Origin of the sequence: Tichowtungia aerotolerans (genome assembly GCF_009905215.1) — a bacterium.
Taxonomy (GTDB): domain Bacteria; phylum Verrucomicrobiota; class Kiritimatiellia; order Kiritimatiellales; family Tichowtungiaceae; genus Tichowtungia; species Tichowtungia aerotolerans.
This window is the reverse complement of sequence record NZ_CP047593.1, coordinates 92462-112893: the sequence shown is the minus strand read 5'-3', so window position 1 is coordinate 112893 and position 20432 is coordinate 92462. Positions and strand designations below refer to the sequence as shown.

The following is a 20432-nucleotide window of genomic DNA, read 5'->3' as shown; positions in this document are numbered from 1 at the left end:
AAAGCATGAGCGAGCTCTACGAAAAACCGGTTATCCTCCTCGTCGAAGATGACGAAGATGTGCGCGAAGTGTTGCAGGAAGAGCTTGGAGAAGAGTACTGCGTATTTGAGGCGGAGAACGGGCGCGAGGCGCTTGGAATGGTCGAGAAGACAGCCCCGGACCTGATTGTTACCGACATCATGATGCCGGAAATGGACGGACTGGAGCTGTGTCGCCGCCTGAAAAGCGATGAGCTGACCAGTCATGTTCCCGTGATTATGCTTACGTCGCGCGGGTCGGTTGAAAACCAGCTTGAAGGTTTGGAAACCGGTGCGGACGATTATGTTTCCAAGCCGTTTCATATGCCGATTCTCGCTGCCCGCATTCGCAACCTGCTTGCGGCGCGGAAACAAATGCGTGAACGCTTTTCCGGTCATGAGCTGATCGTGGAGCCTTCCGAGATCACCGTGGTTTCAAGTGACGAACGGCTGCTGCAGCGAGCCATCGGGGTGGTGGAGGAACATTTGGATGATGTGGACTTCAACGTGGAGGCCTTTTCTTCAGCAATGTATATGAGCCGTTCCACACTTTATCTCAAGCTTAAGGGACTCGTCGGCCAGACCCCGCAGGAATTTATCCGCACGCTGCGTCTCAAGTGTGCGGCGCAGTTGCTGATCGGCAGCACCGATAACATGTCTGAAATTGCCATGCGGGTCGGCTGGCTCGAACCCACCCATTTCAGTCGTGCCTTTAAGAAGCAGTTTGGCTGCTCGCCTTCCGATTACCGGAACAATCATTTGGAGCGCTGAACTTCTCGATTTCAACGCCGAGGTCAGGATTTTAAACCTCATGGCTAACGCTTTTCCTGCTGTTAGGGTTAGCTGGTAGAACTATATATAGAAAAATTGGGACTGATCTCATAGCGCCCCAATGACGTCGGTTATTTCAGCGGCCTGATCGGCGGGGGCGGTTTTGTGCCGCCGCAAGCACTGTGTTGATAGAGAGTCAGTTTGTGATGTTTTAGGACACATCGGTTGTGAGCGTTGTGTGAAATATTGGAGGTGTTGCATGAAGAGGAACTTAGAGCGTTTTTTTTGCGCTGTATTGGCATGGCTGTTTTTGGCGACCGGTCCGGGGCGGGCCGGATGTTTGATGGGGTCCATCGATGTGGCCGGAGACCGTTCGGTTGTTTCCGTTGAGGTAGGGTGTACGAACACTCTTTCTGAACCCTATGTTCTCGAACACATGCCGACACTTCAGGGTTCAAGTTGGCGGCCAGTGACGACCAATCATCTGCAATCACCGGGCGGAAGGCTTGTTCATGCAGGCTCTTCCGTGGGAAGCTCCGGGTTTTACCGCGTACGATCGGGACAGGTGGACGAACTGCTTCTCGTGAACGATGATTTTGACGGAAACGGCGATGTGACCGGAAGTATCCTTGAGCGGGATGTTCAGAGAGGAGGGTGGGAGTCTTCGGTGTCTCTGCAGGTTGAAGACGGCAGGCTGACGAGCAGCTCCAGCTTGCAGTATGCTTCGGTGGAGCTTCCGCCGATCAGTCCGTATGGTATTGTTAAAATTACTGCGGATTATGTTTCGCAGGATAATAACTACTGGTTGGGCATGGGGTTTGCTGCCCGTTCGGGAGGATTGCACGATAGTACGAATTCCGGCCCATGGTTCAATGTGCGGGGCAACGGCGCCGTTTCGCTGTTTGGCGGAAGCGGGATGTCGAACCGGATGAGCTCTGCTGTGGCGCCTCCGGGGCGCTGTGAAATTATGATGGAGTACAATGTGCTAACGCAGAGTGCGACGCTATCCATCGGTGGTGTTGTGGTTTTTGATGAGGTTCCGGTTGTGAACTTGGTTGAGCCGGATTTGAGCTGGTTCACGGTGGAGTTTGAGGAAGATACCGCAACAGCCGGGCATTCCCTTGACAACGTTCGGGTGGAATACCTGCCGCGGCCGCGACCGCTTAGATCCCTCGATACAACGCAGCTCATTCAGGTGACCGACACCAGTGTCAGCGGAATTCAGCAGGCGCTGTACGATGCAAAAGCGCTTTCTACTGCCTCTGATCCGGTCCGGCTCAGCATTCCCCAAGGGACATATACATTCAAGGCGCCGGCAAGCAACGGTCAGTGCGTTTTCCAGATCGATGGGTTGGACTACACGGTTATCGACTGGAACGGTTCGAGCGTTTTTCTGGAGGATCCGCTTAAAGGTTTTATGAAGCTGTATGCGGCCAATCATGTCATCGTTCAGAATCTGGATTCGGTTGACTATTCCGTACTGCCTTTCGCGCAAGGCTCTGTGGTTGCCGTTGACCACACCGCCCGAACTGTGGATGTTCAGATTGATGCGGGATTCCCGCACCCGACGAATGCGGTTTTTCTTCTCGGGGTGGATGGCGGTGAGGAAATGCGCTGGGGACATTTGGTGGATCCGAATGTGCCTGGAAAACATAAAGAAAACAGTTCGCTGCATTACTGGTTTACAAATGTGGTACATTTGAGCGGCAGCACGTTTCGATACAGTATGCAGGCGGATACGACCGGCCATTTTGAAATCAGTGACCGATTTGTCGACCTGCCCCGGTTTTCCAACCAGCTGTTTAATCTGGGGCGGGCGAAACAAACCACATTGAAAAACATAACGGCTTATTCCTGCGGAAATTTTTTCGCTTCAGGGTGGTATCTGAATGCATGCAATTTTCTGAATGTGAAGGTGTTGATCAAGCCGGGACGGTTGAAAAGTGTCAATGGTGATTGTGTCACGGGAACCGAATGGGTGCCCGGTCCCTGGATTGAAAACTGCGTTTTTGAGGGAGCCGGGGATGACATCTGTCATCAGAAGGATGCTCGTGGAGTTTATGTTTCCGGGAATGTGATGAAGAACTCGCGACGATATGGGGTTTGGCTGAATGGGTCCGAGTATGCGGTTATACAAAACAACCGCATCGAAGGTCTGTCCGGCGAGTCCATCACCGGTCATATCGAGTACAATACGTCCGGTTTTGCCAGTCGGAATGTGATCGTTCTGGGGAACACGATTGCCGACTTTTCGCCACAATATGTATTTCAATTAACGCCGAGGAAGCATCCCGCGGGCATTTCGCTCTACGGGCAGTTGGCTCATGCGCTGCCGGGGATTCACAATACCGAGTGGCGCATTATTGGAAACAGTATCCTGGATTGGAAACGCACGGCGATTTCCGTCGGGTATTCGGGTCAGATCGGAATCTATGACAACATCATTTCCGCGCCGGTCTATGATCCTGATATTACTGCGACGAATGAGGTGCTGATCTATGATTCTATCCAGGTTGTTGTCGAGTGAGAAGATGCCTGGGTTTGAAGGAATGGGCGGGGGTACATATGCCTTTGAATCCATTCTCAAATTGCTCATTCCGGCTTTATGACAATACGTTCCGGTTGCCTTGAGCCGACCAGTGTTTGTCGTTGAAAACGGCGTTACTTGAGGGGAATCTTTTCGATTTCAACGCAAAGGTCAGGGTTTTAAACGTCATGGTTAACGCATCTTTGCTTTCAGAAGGGATAATCAAAAAAGGATGTTGGGAGAAGTGTTTTTTGTGCTCTGAGGTACTGAATAGTTAATAAAAGAGGAGAATCATATGAAACAATGGACAATTGCGTTGTCAGTATTGTGGCTGGCGGTTGGTTCAGCGAGTGCAACCTTATTGGTAACTGAATCATTCGATTACGGAACGGTAAACAATACGACTAAGTTTTTGCGGGGCGCAAACAACTACGTCGGCGGCACCGGCTGGGGGACCAATGAGTGGAAAGCGTTGATCGGAGATCCGGACACCGGCATCGGCGTTCGTCTGGAAACCCCCGGTCCGGTTACTCAGGAGTACCCTTCTTCGACGAGGCTGTATGGACGCGGAAGCCGTATAAATGAAGCCTATGAGGGGGCCTCTCGCCGCGCGTTTGATGTTGCGCTGCCGGATACCAGTTACATGAGCTGTCTGATCAACTGGGGCGGAGGCACGATGTCCATTCAAATGGGAAACGGCACCTATGTCCGGTGGCAGCCTTTGAATGTTGATGCAAGCGGGAAGCTCAGAGTGGGGAGAACCGATACACAGTTATCAGCAGAGTTTGTACAGCTGACTGCAGGAACAGACTACATGGTTGTTGCTCGGCGCACGACTGAGGATGGTACGCGTGTTTTGGTTACGAAGGTTTTTGAAGTCAGCAACCCCGGCGATTTTCTGTCCGAACCCGTTAACTGGGATCTGACAAACAGTATTATCAGCGGTGTTGCGATGAGTCATCTTGATGTCACTGCAGGTGAGAATGGTTACAGCAAGATTATTGACGAAATCCGGATCGGCACCACCTACGACGATGTGGTCGGAGGGTCAACGCTGATTGCGTATGAAAACTTCGACTACAGCGGGGCGATTTTCGACCAGAACGGCGGCACCGGCTGGTCAACGGCCTGGGAGGCGGTGGGGACCGTTGACCCGTTCTCAGCAAGCGGTACCGAAAAGAGTCTTTATTTTGGACAGTCTCCGGATTTGATCACAGACGGCAGCAGCCATATCTGGTCTGAAACGAGCAAGGCCGGTAAACGCAGTTTTTCCTTTCCGGTCGATCTGGCCTCTCAGACCCTCTATTTTACCGCGCTGGTGCGGACGTATGACGGGAGTGCCGCCAACGCCGATATGCGCGTCGAGTTCTATGATGGTGGGAACATGCGTGCCAATGTCGGGTTTTCCAATGGCGACCTGTTTGTTGATGGAGATGTCGGCGGGTATCTGGCGGGCGATATCGCCACGAATGCTGTAGCTGATGATACCACCTACCTGCTGGTCATGAAGCGGGATCTCGATGGCATCTCCGCCTCGTTGATCGTTGCGGATGGGAACAGCAGCACCTTGGCGGCTGAACCGGCCAGTTGGCAGGTGACCCAGGTCGCTCTCTCAAGTCTCGATCTGTCATCGCTTCGTCTGTATGCGAACCGGGGCGACGGCACCGGTGGTCTCCGCATCGATGAGTTGCGCATTGCCACCGACTGGGCCGGGGCTGTAAGCGGCATCAACGGCGCAGCCGATGTGCTTCGGATTCAGATGAGCGTTAACGCGGGCCTATTGGATTTCTCGTGGACCAACCGCCTCGGCAAGCTTTACGACATTGAATCATGTATTGGGTTATCATCCGGAGATTGGAGTGCTTACGAAGGCAATACAAATATTCCGGCCGACGCGAGCGGAGTCAACAGTGTGACCAATGTTCCGTGTACTGATCCGGCTCGCTTCTTCAGATTGATCGAAAAGGACTAAGCTACAACAATCCGGCGGAGGAGCGCTGAGCTCTTTCGCCTCAGGAAAAAGGAGAATGACATGAAAAAATGGCTGATTATAACCACGGTTTCCATTCTGGCAGCAGGATCGGCACAGGCCGTGCTCATTGCGTACGAAAACTTTGACTACAGCGGGACGATTTCCGGCCAGAACGGCGGCACCGGCTGGTCCGGCGGCTGGGGGGCGGTGGGGACCGTTGATTCGTTCTCAGCAAGCGGTACCGAAAAGAGTCTTTATTTTGGACAGTCTCCGGATTTGATCACAGACGGCAGCGATCACATTTGGTCGGAAACAAGCAAGGCGGGGGTGCGCACATTATCCACAGGGGTCAGTCTTGCGTCTCAAACCCTCTATTTTTCCGCGCTGGTGCGGACGTATGGCGGGAGTGCCGCCAACGCGGATATGCGCGCTGAATTCTATTCCGGCGTGAATATGCGTGCCAATGTCGGGTTTTCCAATGGCGATCTGTTTGCTGATGGAAACTCCGCCGGATATCTTACGGGCGACATCGCCGCCGATGCTGTTGCGGATGATACCACCTATTTACTGGTCATGAAGCGGGATGCCGCCGGCATCTCCGCCTCACTGATCGCCGCGGATGGGAAGAACAGCACGTTAGCGGCTGAACCGGTCAGCTGGCAGGTGACCGATGCCCTCGGCTCTGGGGTTACTTTTTCGGAACTTCGTTTGTATGCAAACCGGGGCTCCGGTACCGGTGGTCTCCGCATCGATGAACTGCGAGTCGCCACCGACTGGGACAGTGCTGTCAACGGCATGGTGATTCCGGAACCGGCCACCATCGGTATGCTCGCCGTTACCGGAATCGGGGCATTGTTTATCCGTCGACGGTTTATGGACTAAATTCAAGGTTGAAATAATCGAGTGCACGCAAGCCGTTCGGTTTGCGTGCATTTTACTATGAATGTCTCTTCCGGGAAAAGGCGTGTCAGTTGCTGTCCGGGTGGAGGCGAATAAAGGAAAATATGAAGATGAAGAATTTTGGAATCAGTTTGTTCTTGGCCGGATTGATTTGTGTGTCGGCAGCGGGGGCTCCCTCGCGCCTGATTCAGAATCTGGAGGCCGGGAATTCGCAAACTCTGGTCTACTATGGAACCAGCCTGACGGAGGCCGGCAAATGGACGGTTCAGCTGACGGAGGTGCTGCAGGCGCGCTATGGGCAGCTGGTCAATACAGAGAACTGCGCGAAATCCGGGCGGGATTCCGTTTGGGGACTGGCGAACCTGGCATCGCGGGTGATCCCCCGCAATCCCGACACGGTGATCATTGAATTTTCGATGAATGATGCAATTCATAGCCGGAATATTTCGGTTGAAAATGCGCGCGCAAACCTGCTTTCCATGGTTTCCGCGCTGCAGCAGGCCAACCCGGATGTTGAAGTGATTCTGCTGACCATGAACCCGGTCGGCGGTGAGGTTGCTGAACGGACGGCGGATCATCCGTATTACCGCGGGAACCTTCCGGATTATTACCAAATGGTTCGCGATGTTGCTGCGTCCCACGGTCTTCAGCTCATTGATCTGAACGCCGTCTGGAATGACTGGATTGCAGATCATCCTGGCGAGTTCGGGCTTTATGTTCCTGATGGTGTGCATCCGAACAAGACCGCCTGCCGTGAGGTGATACTGCCCGGCGTGCTTAAGGGATTGGGTGGGGGTACCGTTCGGCTTGCCGTAGATAGCGTTGAAAACGTTCGATGATGTCCATTCGGTTCCGCAGAGCTCCACTTTCATTCCCCGGGGTTGGAGAAGCGCAGCGGTTTATCCGGTTGAGAGTAGAGCAGAGGTAACACGTTTTTGTAGTGCTGAACTTTAGATCTCGTAGTTTTTGCCCTGTGTCGGGGCGGGCCAAAATGTGAAGGAATGTTTCCCGCGGAGTTTTTATGCTGACTTTTGTTATTTCACTGATCGCGCTGGTTGGTGGCTATTTTATCTATGGCTCTTTTGTTGAAAAGCAGTTTGGGATTGATGAGGCGCGAGCCACGCCGGCAGTCGAGTTTGATGACGGGGTCGATTTTGTTCCGATGTCGGCGTGGCGCATTTTCATGGTGCAGTTTCTGAATATTGCCGGGCTGGGACCGATTTTCGGGGCGATCATGGGAGCGATGTACGGTCCTGCGGCCTTTTTATGGATTGTGCTCGGCTGTATTTTTGCCGGGGCGGTGCACGACTATTTTTCCGGCATGTTGTCTGTACGGCATAATGGTGCCAGCATTCCCGAGGTGGTCGGACATTACATGGGCGGTGGATTCAGATTCTTCATGCGCATCTTTTCGATGATCCTGCTCTTACTTGTCGGCGTGGTCTTTATTCTGGGTCCGGCTAAAATTCTGGCCGGGCTGACCGGCGAGTTTGTTTCTACAGGTGCTCTGAAAACCGAGGATATTTGGCTGATGGTGATTTTTGTCTATTACATCGCAGCCACCATGTTGCCGATCGACAAGATCATCGGAAGGTTCTATCCGGTTTTCGGTGCCGTGCTTCTTGTGATGGCCATCGGCCTTTTGGGTGCCATGGTCTGCATGAAGGCCCCAATTCCGGAGGTCTCATTGTCTTCCCTGCGAAACATGCACGCAGAGCCGGGGTCGCATCCGCTCTTTCCGATGCTCTTCATCACCATAGCCTGTGGCGCGGTCTCCGGGTTCCATTCGACCCAGTCCCCGCTGATGGCACGCTGCATGACGAACGAGAGGCAGGGGCGTCGCATCTTCTATGGCGCAATGATTACCGAAGGCGTTGTGGCACTGATCTGGGCTGCAGCCGCGATGAGCTTTTTCGGCGGTGTTGGCGAGCTGAACAAAACGATGGCGGAGCAGGGAAACAATGCCGCCTGGGTCGTTCAGGAAATCTGCAACTCGTGGCTTGGGAAAACGGGAGGCATCCTGGCGATTCTCGGAGTGGTGGTTTGTCCAATCACCTCGGGAGATACTGCGTTTCGCAGCGCGCGTTTAATTATTGCCGATTTCACCAGGCTCTGCCAAAAGTCAGTCCGCAAACGCCTGATGATCAGTATTCCGCTTTTCGCGGTCGCCTTTCTCGTCACGCGTCTCAATTTCGGAGTGATTTGGCGCTACTTCAGTTTTTCCAACCAGCTGCTTGCGGCTCTCGTGCTGTGGACGGCGGCAATCTACATGAAAACGTGTCGGAAGAACTTCTGGGTTGTGCTGCTTCCCGCGGCCTTTATGACGGCAACCTGCGCCACTTATATTTTGATTGCTCCCGAAGGATTCAGGCTCTCAACGGTGATTGCCTATCCGGTTGGAATTCTAACGACGGTTTTGTTTCTCGGCCTGTTTTGGGGGAACAGGACATTTAAGGATAAATTATCCAATGGTTAGGTGAAGTTCCCGCACGGGATGTGCGTACTGTTTTAAAACGTTGGAGCATCTGGTTTGAAAAGTTTTGAAGGATGGGAAATCGAGTGAGTTTTCTTTTTGTTGGACTCCATGATCAGAATTTAGAACCAGATGGTCGGGCGGTTTTCCGGTTATTTGCTATATTAAAATTTAATTTATAGAAGAGGATGTGTTGCATGTTAAATAGACGTGATTTTGTAAAAACGGGAACATTGGGGCTGACTTGTCTGGCGGGATCGGGATGGGCGGTTTCGTTCGATCCGTCAGAAATTCAGGGTGGCGAGTTCAATCACTCGATACCGTTTCGTAAAAAGCCGCGCAATGTCCTGGAGGTGATTCCCGGCTTTTTGTGGGCGGATGCGGCCGATTTTCAGCATTATGGAGGGTGGGCCCTGGACACCCAGCATGTCGGCTTCATGGGATCCTCTTATCTCATTGCGCATGGCACCAGTAAAACGGTGACGGATGCAACGTTGAAGCTAAAGGCGGTAAAACCCGGGAAATATCGCCTGTGGGTGCGCTCGCGCAACTGGATCCCGGAACATGCCCCCGGCACATTCGGGATCGCAGTCAACGGGAGGGATTCAGGATGTACATTCGGAGCGCAGCAGGAGAAAGGCTGGGTTTGGCAGGATGGCGGGGTATATGAGCTGGCGGGTTCCGCCCTGCTGGCTCTGCAGGACAAAACCGGTCAGTTCGGCCGCTGTTCTTCCATTCTTCTGACGCGCGACCTCAACTATCGGCCTCCAGTGGATGTGAATGCCTTTACCAATGAGCGCGCCCGGTTGACCGGGGTAACGAATGCCATTAAACGGGGCGGACGATATGATACGATTGTGGTCGGTGCCGGACCGGCCGGCGTTCCGGCGGCGATTGCCGCCGCACGCATGGGGGCGAAAACGGCACTGGTTTCCAGCCGTCCCGTGCTGGGAGGGAATGCCAGTGCCGAAATCGGCGTGCCGGTGCAAGGTGCGGCCAGGAAACATTCCGGCAAGCCGGTGCGTGAAACCGGCATTATCGAGGAGGCTGGACGGCTCGAGCTCCACAGAATGACCGAAGACCAGCTGACCAGGCAGAAGTTGTGTATTCTGATGAGCCGCCCCTTTAAAACCCTTGTCGAGGAAGAACCTCTGCTGGAGCTGCACGAAAACTGGTGGCTCGAAGGCGTAAAGAAAGAGGGCGATCGCATTACTGAGGTGATCCTCGTTGACACCTTGACGGGAGAGCGCAAATCGCTTGCCGGAAAAATGTTTATCGATTGCACCGGCGATGCGTGGCTCGGTCATCACGCCGGTGCCGATGAGCGCGTCGGTCGCGAAGCCTACAGCGAGTATAAAGAGGATGGTGCGCCGACCGTGGCCGACGGGAATACCATGAGTGCCTGTTTGCGGGGCGGTAGTCGGGATATGAACAGGTGCTTTTTTCATAAGTGTGCGGAACACAGCACGCCGCAGACTTATACACCGCCGCCGTGGCTGTACGATCTCCCGGAGGGATGGCTGTTCGGCCGTGTCGTCGGCGGTTCTGAAGAAAGTCAACGCAAGCGTCTGACATCGTGGGCATTGGGTGGAACCTGGTGGTATGAACATCCCGGAATTGTCGATGATCTTTGGGATCCCGAGTTTGCCCGTGATGAACTGTTTCGGGTGAACTATACGCTGTGGGACTATTTTAAGAACCACTGGTCCGAGCGCAAACGCCTGGCAAATTACAGCCTGGAGTATATCCCCTTTATGGCGGGTAAGCGCGAGAGCCGTCGCCTGATGGGAGATCTGGTGCTCACCGCAAACGACGCCATTGAAAACCGACAGTTCGACGATGCGATCGCCCATACCGGCTGGACACTGGATGTGCATCATCACAGGGGAATTCTTTCCACCGAAGGCCTGTTTACGATCGATACGCACATTCCGATCGGACAGATTCCCTACCGGAGCCTTTATTCGCGTAATATCGAGAATCTGCTGATGGCGGGCCGCTGTGCCAGTGTTACCCACCTGGCTCTCGGTACGGTGCGTATCGAAGCGTCCTGCGCTGCGACCGGTCAGGCGGCCGGTACCGCCGCCGCGCTGGCGCTCTACCGGGGCACCACGCCGCGCGGGGTTTACCAGAAGCATATGACCGAACTGCAGCAACTCTTGTTGAAGAATGACCAGTATGTGCCGGGAATTTTGAACCGGGATCCTGCGGACCTGGCGCGCACCGCCCATGTGAGAGCAAGCAGCACCCGCGAGTTGATGTCCGAAGTGAACACAGAAAACGATCGCTGGCTGCCTCTGAGTGTGGAACGCGGCGAGTTTTTTGCCTGGGAAGCTGGAGAAAAACTGGAATCCATCCAGCTCTATCTCGAAGCGAAGCGCGGTGGAACGATTACTATGCATCTTCGTGAAGCCAATGCCGAAGGAGATCTTTCTTCCGTACGTAATGTGGCTACCGTAAGTCATTCCATTCCAGCCGGAACAGCTGGATGGGTGGAGATTCCGGTTAAGACCGTGCTGAATTCCTCTTATGCGTGGGTTGTTCTGGACCGAACCGTTGATGTCCAGTGGCGGTCAGGGGATGTCGGGCGCGCAGGCAGTTTTCGTATCTACAACGGGGCGAGTAAATGGGAAAAAGTGGACGGGAGCAGTATGCATGCCCGCTTCAGTCCCAATGTCGGGATCGAAGAGCTGTGGGCTGCGGACAATGTCATCAACGGCATCGCGCGTCCGACACTTGACGGGAAAACCAACACATGGGAATCCGATCCGAAACAGGCTCTGCCGCAAAGTATCGAGTTGGTGCTTGAAAACCCATCAAAGGTTGGGGCCGTCCAGTGTGTATTTGACACCGACCTGACGGTTTCCATGCCGATGCAGCGCTATAATCGGCTTCCGAAGGAGTGTGTGCGCGATTATACGCTCGAGTGCCGGGTGAACGGGCAGTGGCAAAGCGTCGCTCGTGTGAGTGATAATTTTCAGCGTTTCCGGCGTCATTCATTTAAACCGGTTGTTGCGGACAAGGTGCGGCTGACGGTGAATGCGACCCACGGAGGGAAAACTGCTCGCGTGATCGAGCTGCGTGTCTATCCAGACGCCGCACCTTTCTTTGAAGTGTAAGCTGAGATTTTTTAATTGCTGAGGCCTTGGACTGTAAATGTTTCTGGGTCGCTTTTACAAAAACAAGAACGGGAGTGATCTTCTATTGCTAAGCTGCCGATGGAGTAAGTAAAGGAGATCACTATACCCAGAAGACAAGGTAGGGTTGGTCGGTCCCGGCGTCGATATTCATTCCGTAGTCTGCCGCGGAGCCGTGATGATTCATTTGAATTGATAGTTACATGGTCAGAATTTAGAACCAGATGGTCGGGCGGTTTTCCGGTTATTTGCTATATTAAAATTTAATTTATAGAAGAGGATGTGTTGCATGTTAAATAGACGTGATTTTGTAAAAACGGGAACATTGGGGCTGACTTGTCTGGCGGGATCGGGATGGGCGGTTTCGTTCGATCCGTCAGAAATTCAGGGTGGCGAGTTCAATCACTCGATACCGTTTCGTAAAAAGCCGCGCAATGTCCTGGAGGTGATTCCCGGCTTTTTGTGGGCGGATGCGGCCGATTTTCAGCATTATGGAGGGTGGGCCCTGGACACCCAGCATGTCGGCTTCATGGGATCCTCTTATCTCATTGCGCATGGCACCAGTAAAACGGTGACGGATGCAACGTTGAAGCTAAAGGCGGTAAAACCCGGGAAATATCGCCTGTGGGTGCGCTCGCGCAACTGGATCCCGGAACATGCCCCCGGCACATTCGGGATCGCAGTCAACGGGAGGGATTCAGGATGTACATTCGGAGCGCAGCAGGAGAAAGGCTGGGTTTGGCAGGATGGCGGGGTGTATGAGCTGGCGGGTTCCGCCCTGCTGGCTCTGCAGGACAAAACCGGTCAGTTCGGCCGCTGTTCTTCCATTCTTCTGACGCGCGACCTCAACTATCGGCCTCCAGTGGATGTGAATGCCTTTACCAATGAGCGCGCCCGGTTGACCGGGGTAACGAATACCATTAAACGGGGCGGACGATATGATACGATTGTGGTCGGTGCCGGACCGGCCGGCGTTCCGGCGGCGATTGCCGCCGCACGCATGGGGGCGAAAACGGCACTGGTTTCCAGCCGTCCCGTGCTGGGAGGGAATGCCAGTAACGAAATCGGCGTGCCGGTGCAAGGTGCGGCCAGGAAGCATCCCGGCAAGCCGGTGCGTGAAACCGGCATTATCGAGGAGGCTGGACGGCTCGAGCTCCACAGAATGACCGAAGACCAGCTGACCAGGCAGAAGTTGTGTATTCTGATGAGCCGCCCCTTTAAAACCCTTGTCGAGGAAGAACCTCTGCTGGAGCTGCACGAAAACTGGTGGCTCGAAGGCGTAAAGAAAGAGGGCGATCGCATTACTGAGGTGATCCTCGTTGACACCTTGACGGGGGAGCGCAAATCGCTTGCCGGAAAAATGTTTATCGATTGCTCCGGCGATGCGTGGCTCGGCCATCACGCCGGTGCCGATGAGCGCGTCGGTCGCGAAGCCTACAGCGAGTATAAAGAGGATGGTGCGCCGACCGTGGCCGACGGGAATACCATGAGTGCCTGTTTGCGGGGCAGCAGTCGGGATATGAGCAGGTGCTTTTCTCATAAGTGTGCGGAACACAGCACGCCGCAGACTTATACACCGCCGCCGTGGCTGTACGATCTCCCGGAGGGATGGCTGTTCGGCCGTGTCGTCGGCGGTTCTGAAGAAAGTCAACGCAAGCGTCTGACATCGTGGGCATTGGGTGGAACCTGGTGGTATGAACATCCCGGAATTGTTGATGATCTTTGGGATCCCGAGTTTGCCCGTGATGAACTGTTTCGGGTGAACTATACGATGTGGGACTATTTTAAGAACCACTGGTCCGAGCGCAAACGTCTGGCAAATTACAGCCTGGAGTATATCCCCTTTATGGCGGGTAAGCGCGAGAGCCGTCGCCTGATGGGAGATCTGGTGCTCACCGCAAACGACGCCATTGAAAACCGAGAGTTCGACGATGTGATCGCCCATACCGGCTGGACACTGGATGTGCATCATCACAGGGGAATTCTTTCCACCGAAGGCCCGTTTACGATAGATACGCACATTCCGATCGGACAGATTCCCTACCGGAGCCTTTATTCGCGTAATATCGAGAATCTGCTGATGGCGGGCCGCTGTGCCAGTGTTACCCACCTGGCTCTCGGTACGGTGCGTATCGAAGCGTCCTGCGCTGCGACCGGTCAGGCGGCCGGTACCGCCGCCGCGCTGGCGCTCTACCGGGGCACCACGCCGCGCGGGGTTTACCAGAAGCATATGACCGAACTGCAGCAACTCTTGTTGAAGAATGACCAGTATGTGCCGGGAATTTTGAACCGGGATCCCGCGGACCTGGCGCGCACCGCCCATGTGAGAGCAAGCAGCACCCGCGAGTTGATGTCCGAAGTGAACACAGAAAACGATCGCTGGCTGCCTCTGAGTGTGGAACGCGGCGAGTTTTTTGCCTGGGAAGCTGGAGAAAAACTTGAATCCATCCAGCTCTATCTCGAAGCGAAGCGCGGTGGAACGATTACGATGCATCTTCGTGAAGCCAATGCCGAAGGAGATCTTTCTTCCGTACGTAATGTGGCTACCGTAAGTCATTCCATTCCAGCCGGAACAGCTGGATGGGTGGAGATTCCGGTTAAGACCGTGCTGAATTCCTCTTATGCGTGGGTTGTTCTGGACCGAACCGTTGATGTCCAGTGGCGGTCAGGGGATGTCGGGCGCGCAGGCAGTTTTCGTATCTATAACGGGGCGAGTGAATGGGAAAAAGTGGACGGGAGCAGTATGCATGCACGCTTCAGTCCTAATGTCGGGATCGAAGAGCTGTGGGCTGCGGACAATGTCATCAACGGCATCGCGCGTCCGACTCTTGACGGGAAAACCAATACATGGGAATCCGATCCGAAACAGGCTCTGCCGCAAAGTATCGAGTTGGTGCTTGAAAACCCATCAAAGGTTGGGGCCGTCCAGTGTGTATTTGACACCGACCTGACGCTTTCCATGCCGGCCCAGCGCTATAATCGGCTTCCGAAGGAGTGTGTGCGCGATTATACGCTCGAATGCCGGGTGAACGGGCAGTGGCAAAGCGTCGCTCGTGTGAATGATAATTTTCAGCGTTTCCGGCGTCATTCATTTAAACCGGTCGTTGCTGACAAGGTGCGGCTGACGGTGAATGCGACCCACGGAGGGAAAACTGCTCGCGTGATCGAGCTGCGTGTCTATCCAGACGCCGCACCTTTCTTTGAAGTGTAAGCTGAGATTTTTTAATTGCTGAGGCCTTGGACTGTAAATGTTTCTGGGTCGTTTTTACAAAAACAAGAACGGGAGTGATCTTCTATTGCTAAGCTGCAGTTGGAGTAAGTAAAGGAGGTTACTGTACCCAGAAGACAAGGTAGGGTTGGTCGGTCCCGGCGTCGATATTCATTCCGTAGTCTGCCACGGAGCCGTGATGATTCATGTGAATTGATAATTACCGATTGCGGGTAATTGGACTCCTTCTTGCGGAATGAGTCTTATGTGGTTTTGTAAAATCCGCTTTGGATTGGATTGCAGTGATGATGTCGGAATCGATTTCTCTACAGCTCTGGGTTTATAATCAACCAAGTACGGTTTGTGCTTCGATTCCGGCTTCTGCCGGGGCTCCGTTTTATGCTATCGAAGACAGATATTCTGGTTTTCGCGGTCAATGGATGGCCCGGAGGCGGTGTGTTGGCTGATGATGGAAGTGCGAAAAAATCGATGCACGCGACCGATGCTATCGGTTGAATACTAAACGGTGGCCGCGACAGGTGGCGCGGGGAGCGTTCTTTTGCCATGCGATTTGTCCGGAGACAATCGTGGTGTCGACGGAGGAGTGGAAGGTGGTTCCTTCGAATGGTGACCAGCCGCATTTGTACAGAATGTTGTCTTTTGTGACAGTATGCGGGCGGTTGAGATCGATCAGAGTCAGGTCGGCCCAGCCGCCTTCTCGAATAAAACCGCGGTCTTCAAGGTTGAAAATACGGGCCGGGTTATGGGCGGTTTTCTCTGCGATCAGTTCCAGAGAGAGGATGCCGTTGTAGAAATGTTCCAGCACGGAAGGTAAGGCGGACTGGATGACCGGAATGCCGGAGGGGGCGGTCCAGTAGGGTCTCTGCTTTTCTTCCAGGGTGTGGGGAGCGTGGTCGGTGCCGATGGTGTCGAGCCGGTCGGTGACAAGAGCTTTGAGCAGGGCTTCGCGGTCTGCGGCGGTTTTGATAGCGGGATTGCATTTGATCAGCGCGCCTTTGCGGTCGTAGGCGGAGTCGTCGAAGAAGAGGTGGTGCACACAGGCTTCCCCGGTAATGTTTTTGCCCTGTTCTTCAATAAAGCATTCGTTTTCGCGGGCGGTGCCGACTCGGACGATGGAGGAGTCGAACAGGTTCAGTTCGTCGGCGGTGCTGATGTGCAGCAGGTGCAGTTTGGTTTCGTATTTGCGGGCCAGTTCGATGGCTACCTGTGAGGATTGGAAGCAGGCTTCCCGGCTGCGAATGAGGGGATGGGCCGGGAAGGGGACGTCATCACCGTATTGTTCGCGGCACTTTTTTTCGTTGGCGGAAATAATGCGTGTGTCCTCGCAGTGCGTGGTGAGATTGATCGGACACTCGCGGAACAGATCTTCCAGGGTTTGGAAACGATCAACCAGCATGTCGCCGGTGGTGGAGCCCATGTAGACTTTGACGCCGCAGACATTGCGTGAATCGACGGCTTTTACCTCATCCAGGTTGTTGAGGGATGCACCGAGATAAAACGAATAGTTGGTGATCATCTTTTCCGCGGCGATGGAGAATTTGTCTTCCAGGCGCTCGTTGGTGACAGCCGGCGGACTGGTATTCGGCATCTCCATCACGGAGGTGACCCCGCCGGCGACGGCGGCCGCGGATTCGCTGGCCATGTCGGCCTTGTGGGTCAGCCCCGGCTCGCGGAAGTGGACGTGGCAGTCGATCATGCCGGGCAGCAGCGCTTTGCCGTGTGCATCAATTTCAATGTCGGCTTCTGCAGAGACCGTGCGGTCGATGCGGTCGATGCGCCCATGCCGGATCAATACGTCGCCGTTTGTAATGGAGCCTTCATTAACGATGTCGGCGTTGCGAATTAAAATGGACTGTTGCGTATTCATAATTGCGTTTCCCTGCAGACAGGCTGAGAGCCTTTCCTACGTTGTTTTTTCGGAACGGTAAAGCTTTTTTGCGGCGACAATGGCGAGGGCGCCAAGGATCATAAATGCAGAATACAGCTGGCCTTTGGTGATCCATCCGAGATAAAGCGCGTACCCTTCGTCCGGAGTTCGGAAAAATTCAGAGGTGATTCGGGCGAGTGCGTAAATCGCGAGAAAGCAGGCGCTGACGGCCCCGTTGCGTTTTCCCCACGGCGTTGCGTGAATCAGCCACAGGGCGGTGAACAGCAGCAGTCCTTCTCCACAGGCTTCATAGAGCTGTGACGGATGACGCGGCTGCATGTCGACTTTCGGGAAAATAACGGCCCACGCAACCTGCGAGGGCCGTCCCCACAGCTCGCCGTTGATGAAATTGGCAAGGCGACCAAAGAAGAGACCGATCGGGGCAACCAGTGCGAGTCCGTCGGTCAGATTCCAGAAGGACACTTTCTTTTTCCATGCGGTCCAGAGGACAAAAGCAATGACGCCGATAATGCCGCCGTGGCTGGCCATGCCGCCCTCCCAGACGCGGAGAAGAAACAGCGGATCTTTGATGAATTCGTGAGGCGCGTAGAAGAGGACATAGCCGAGGCGCCCGCCGAGAAAAACACCGAAGATCGCCAGATGGACAATGAAATTACTCAGCTCCTGTTCCGGAATCGCAAACTCGCCGCGGCGGGAGAGGCGTCGCAGGATCAGGTATCCGCCGAGAAAGCCAAGCAGGTAGGCCAATCCGTACCAGCGCACAGCCAGAGGTCCCCAGATATGGAAAATGACCGGATTGAGGTCATGGGTCCAGAACGAGAGAAATAACGGAAGGATGGAGTCGTGAAGTGGTGAAAAAATCATAGATTGGATTCCTTGTTCAGTCGGGCAATGCTCCTGTGTTCCACTATGCCTCTCCCAATGGCAACCATTCGAGAACCCGCTGAATCTGCTGGTCCCAGTAGTCCCAGTTGTGGACAGCATCAGGATGTTCTTCAAACGTCAGGTTAAGGCCGGCCTGTCGGGCACGGGTTTTAAATGTCAGGTTATCCTGATAGAGAAAATCCTCGGTTCCGCAGCACTGGTAAAATTTGGTTTCGCTGTCGGAAGGAAAGCGGTTGATCAGGGTGAACAGATCATTGCTGCTGCCGGCCAGGGCTTCTGACGATCCGAAAATGCGGTCAAAATTGCAAATGTCGGTATGTGCCTTGGCTGCAGAAACCACATCGAGAGCACCGGACAGGCTGGCCGCTGCGGCGTAGCGATCCGGGCAGGTCAGGCCCAGCTTAAAGGCGCCGTAGCCGCCCATGGACAGTCCGGCGACAAATGTTTTTTTCCAATCCTTGGAAACCCGGAAGAATGACTGGACAATCTGCGGCAGTTCTTCGCTGATAAACGTCCAGTAGGCGTCATCGCCGATGTCGGTGTAGAAGCTGCGGTTTACGGCGGGCATCACGACTGCCAGCGGCAGTTTGGTGACATAGCGTTCGATGGATGTTCGGCGCAGCCACGTCGAATGGTCGTCCGTAATTCCGTGCAGAAGATAGAGTACCGCCGGCGGCTCTGCGTCTGTAGTGCTGTCCATGCCGATCTGGCTCCTGCAGGCTTGCGGCAGAATCACATTCATCGATGCACTGATGCGCAGGGACTCAGAAAAAAAAGAGCATTGAAAAAGAGCCATCGGAAACCTTCCTAAAGATTCGATCCTCGCCAGTGGAGTTTGCGACGCAGCACGGAGAAATAGCTGTAGTCCGGCGGGTAGAGGAAAATCGCCGGGTTTTCACTGCGGGTGATGCGGACGATGTCGCCGGTGGTTAGTTCCTCCACATCCTGTCCGTCCACGGAGAGCAGCAGTGCCTTGTGGGAATTCTGTACGGTCACTTCAATGGTGCTGGAGTCAGGAATGACCAGCGGCCGGTTGCTGAGTGTATGCGGGCAGACCACGCTGATGCCGAATGCACTGCAGCCGGGCTGCAGAATGGGGCCTCCGGTGGAGAGGGAGTGCCCGGTGCTGCCGGTCGGTGTGCAGACGATGAGGCCGTCGCAGGAATAGGAGGTTGCCGGAGCGCCGTCGATGGCGAGGTCCAGCGTTACAATCCGCGAAGAGCCGCCGAACCCGATAACCGCATCGTTCAGCGCCCGGCGGATCGTGCCGGATGGTGCAACACACTGCGCGACCGTACGGGTTTCTTTGATGCAGGTTCCGGCGTCGAGAGCGTCCATGGCTGCCTCCATACTGTCTTCGCTGACGCCGGTGAGAAACCCGAGACTGCCCAGATTGATTCCAAGGATCGGAATTTCACTTTCATCGAGCAGCTTGGAGCAGAACAGAACGGTTCCGTCACCGCCCATCGGCAGCAGAACATCCACTGTAGACGCAAACTGGTCAAAACCAATGACCGTCGCCGACGGGATCAGTTGGGCGGACGCCTCATCCGCAAAAAGTTTCCAGCCCAGCTCGTTCGCTTTGCGAACCAGCCGGTCGAACACATCCGCCGCGTGTGGACGTTTCGGATTTGCAATAACACCGATTCTTTTCATGGCCGCCGATTGTTACCGCGACCCATCGGCCGCACAAGAACATTTTCCAATCCTTGGGAAACGGCTGTTGCGGCAGGTTTCTGGTTTTTACGTTCGCCCGTCGTCCGCGATTCCGGTATTCGTTTGGCTGATTTTCTGAAGGAACAGCTATGCTTGCAAAACGAATTATTCCCTGTCTGGACGTCACCGGCGGTCGTGTGGTCAAAGGTGTGCAGTTTGTCGATCTGATTGATGCGGGCGATCCGGTCGAGTGCGCCAAAGCCTATGAGGAGCAGGGCGCCGACGAACTGACCTTCCTCGATATCACCGCTTCGAGCGACGGGCGCGACACGATGGTTGACATCGTCCGGCGCTGTGCCGAACAGGTGTTTATGCCGCTTACCGTCGGCGGTGGCATTCGCACGGCCGCCGACGTGCGCCGGATGCTCAACGCCGGCGCCGACAAAGTCTCCTTCAACACCGCCGCCATCAACAACCCCGATATTCTCAACGAATGCTCCGAGCAGTTCGGCGCGCAGTGTACCGTGCTCGCCATCGACGCGCGCCGCAACGATCCCGACGATCCTTCCAAAGGCTGGACCGTCTACACGCACGGCGGCCGCAACCCGACCGAACTCGATGCCGTCGATTGGGCCGTGGAAGGCGTGACGCGCGGCGCCGGCGAAATTCTTCTCACCAGCATGGACGCTGACGGGACCAAGGACGGTTATGACCTCGAGCTGACCCGCGCTGTTTCGGAAGCCGTTGGCGTGCCCGTTATCGCCTCCGGCGGCGCCGGCACCGTTGACCACATGGTCGACGCCGTCACCGAAGGCAAGGCGGACGCCGTTCTCGCAGCCTCGATCTTCCACTTCGGCGAATTCACCATTCGCGAAGTCAAAGAGCAGATGGCCGCCAAAGGCGTTACGGTGCGTCTGTAGCGGCGGCTTCCAAACTGTGGAAAAAAGAGCGGTTCCGGTTTCCAAATCTTGGAAAAT

Annotated in this window: 13 protein-coding genes; 9 read left to right on the top strand and 4 right to left on the bottom strand. The window is 54.8% G+C overall.

Annotation, left to right across the window (positions count from 1 at the left end; all coding sequences use genetic code 11):
* Positions 1-5 precede the first annotated feature (5 nt).
* The 8 genes from GT409_RS00515 (at position 6) to GT409_RS00480 (ending at position 15008) form a co-directional block, all read left to right on the top strand.
* A complete protein-coding gene (locus GT409_RS00515) occupies positions 6-788 on the top strand; it encodes a response regulator transcription factor (protein WP_160626026.1) in 783 nt (260 codons plus the stop codon).
* 259 nt (positions 789-1047) lie between these two features.
* Positions 1048-3315 carry a right-handed parallel beta-helix repeat-containing protein gene (locus GT409_RS00510; protein ID WP_160626025.1) on the top strand — a complete coding sequence of 756 codons (2268 nt, stop codon included), beginning with the start codon at positions 1048-1050 and terminating at the stop codon, positions 3313-3315.
* 295 nt (positions 3316-3610) lie between these two features.
* Entirely contained in the window at positions 3611-5287 is a 1677-nt protein-coding gene (locus tag GT409_RS00505; protein ID WP_160626024.1) for a hypothetical protein, read from the top strand.
* Positions 5288-5347: 60 nt separating this feature from the next.
* Positions 5348-6169: a PEP-CTERM sorting domain-containing protein gene (locus GT409_RS00500; protein WP_160626023.1), complete on the top strand. Its 822-nt coding sequence runs from the start codon at positions 5348-5350 to the stop codon at positions 6167-6169.
* Positions 6170-6297: 128 nt separating this feature from the next.
* Positions 6298-7026 carry an SGNH/GDSL hydrolase family protein gene (locus GT409_RS00495; RefSeq protein ID WP_160626022.1) on the top strand — a complete coding sequence of 243 codons (729 nt, stop codon included), beginning with the start codon at positions 6298-6300 and terminating at the stop codon, positions 7024-7026.
* Positions 7027-7208: 182 nt separating this feature from the next.
* On the top strand, positions 7209-8663 hold the full coding sequence (locus GT409_RS00490) for a carbon starvation CstA family protein (RefSeq protein WP_160626021.1): 1455 nt from the start codon (positions 7209-7211) through the stop codon (positions 8661-8663).
* 194 nt (positions 8664-8857) lie between these two features.
* Entirely contained in the window at positions 8858-11779 is a 2922-nt protein-coding gene (locus tag GT409_RS00485; RefSeq protein WP_160626020.1) for an FAD-dependent oxidoreductase, read from the top strand.
* 307 nt (positions 11780-12086) lie between these two features.
* Positions 12087-15008 (top strand): FAD-dependent oxidoreductase, encoded by a 2922-nt coding sequence (locus GT409_RS00480; protein WP_160626019.1) that lies wholly within the window; start codon positions 12087-12089, stop codon positions 15006-15008.
* A gap of 502 nt (positions 15009-15510) precedes the next feature.
* Here the strand turns inward: GT409_RS00480 and GT409_RS00475 are convergent.
* Genes GT409_RS00475 through GT409_RS00460 form a run of 4 tightly spaced genes read right to left on the bottom strand, consistent with a single transcriptional unit; the run spans position 15511 to position 19455 of the window.
* Positions 15511-16893 carry a dihydroorotase gene (locus GT409_RS00475; RefSeq protein ID WP_160626018.1) on the bottom strand — a complete coding sequence of 461 codons (1383 nt, stop codon included), beginning with the start codon at positions 16891-16893 and terminating at the stop codon, positions 15511-15513.
* 36 nt (positions 16894-16929) lie between these two features.
* Complete coding sequence (lgt, locus tag GT409_RS00470) at positions 16930-17778, bottom strand: prolipoprotein diacylglyceryl transferase (protein ID WP_160626017.1); 849 nt, start codon at positions 17776-17778, stop codon at positions 16930-16932.
* A gap of 43 nt (positions 17779-17821) precedes the next feature.
* On the bottom strand, positions 17822-18595 hold the full coding sequence (locus GT409_RS00465) for an alpha/beta hydrolase (RefSeq protein WP_160626016.1): 774 nt from the start codon (positions 18593-18595) through the stop codon (positions 17822-17824).
* Between the two features lie 11 nt (positions 18596-18606).
* Complete coding sequence (locus GT409_RS00460) at positions 18607-19455, bottom strand: NAD(+)/NADH kinase (RefSeq protein WP_160626015.1); 849 nt, start codon at positions 19453-19455, stop codon at positions 18607-18609.
* A 149-nt stretch (positions 19456-19604) separates the two neighbouring features.
* On the opposite strand from GT409_RS00460, the gene hisF reads away from it, so the two are divergent.
* Positions 19605-20375 carry an imidazole glycerol phosphate synthase subunit HisF gene (gene hisF / locus GT409_RS00455; protein ID WP_160626014.1) on the top strand — a complete coding sequence of 257 codons (771 nt, stop codon included), beginning with the start codon at positions 19605-19607 and terminating at the stop codon, positions 20373-20375.
* Positions 20376-20432 lie beyond the last annotated feature (57 nt).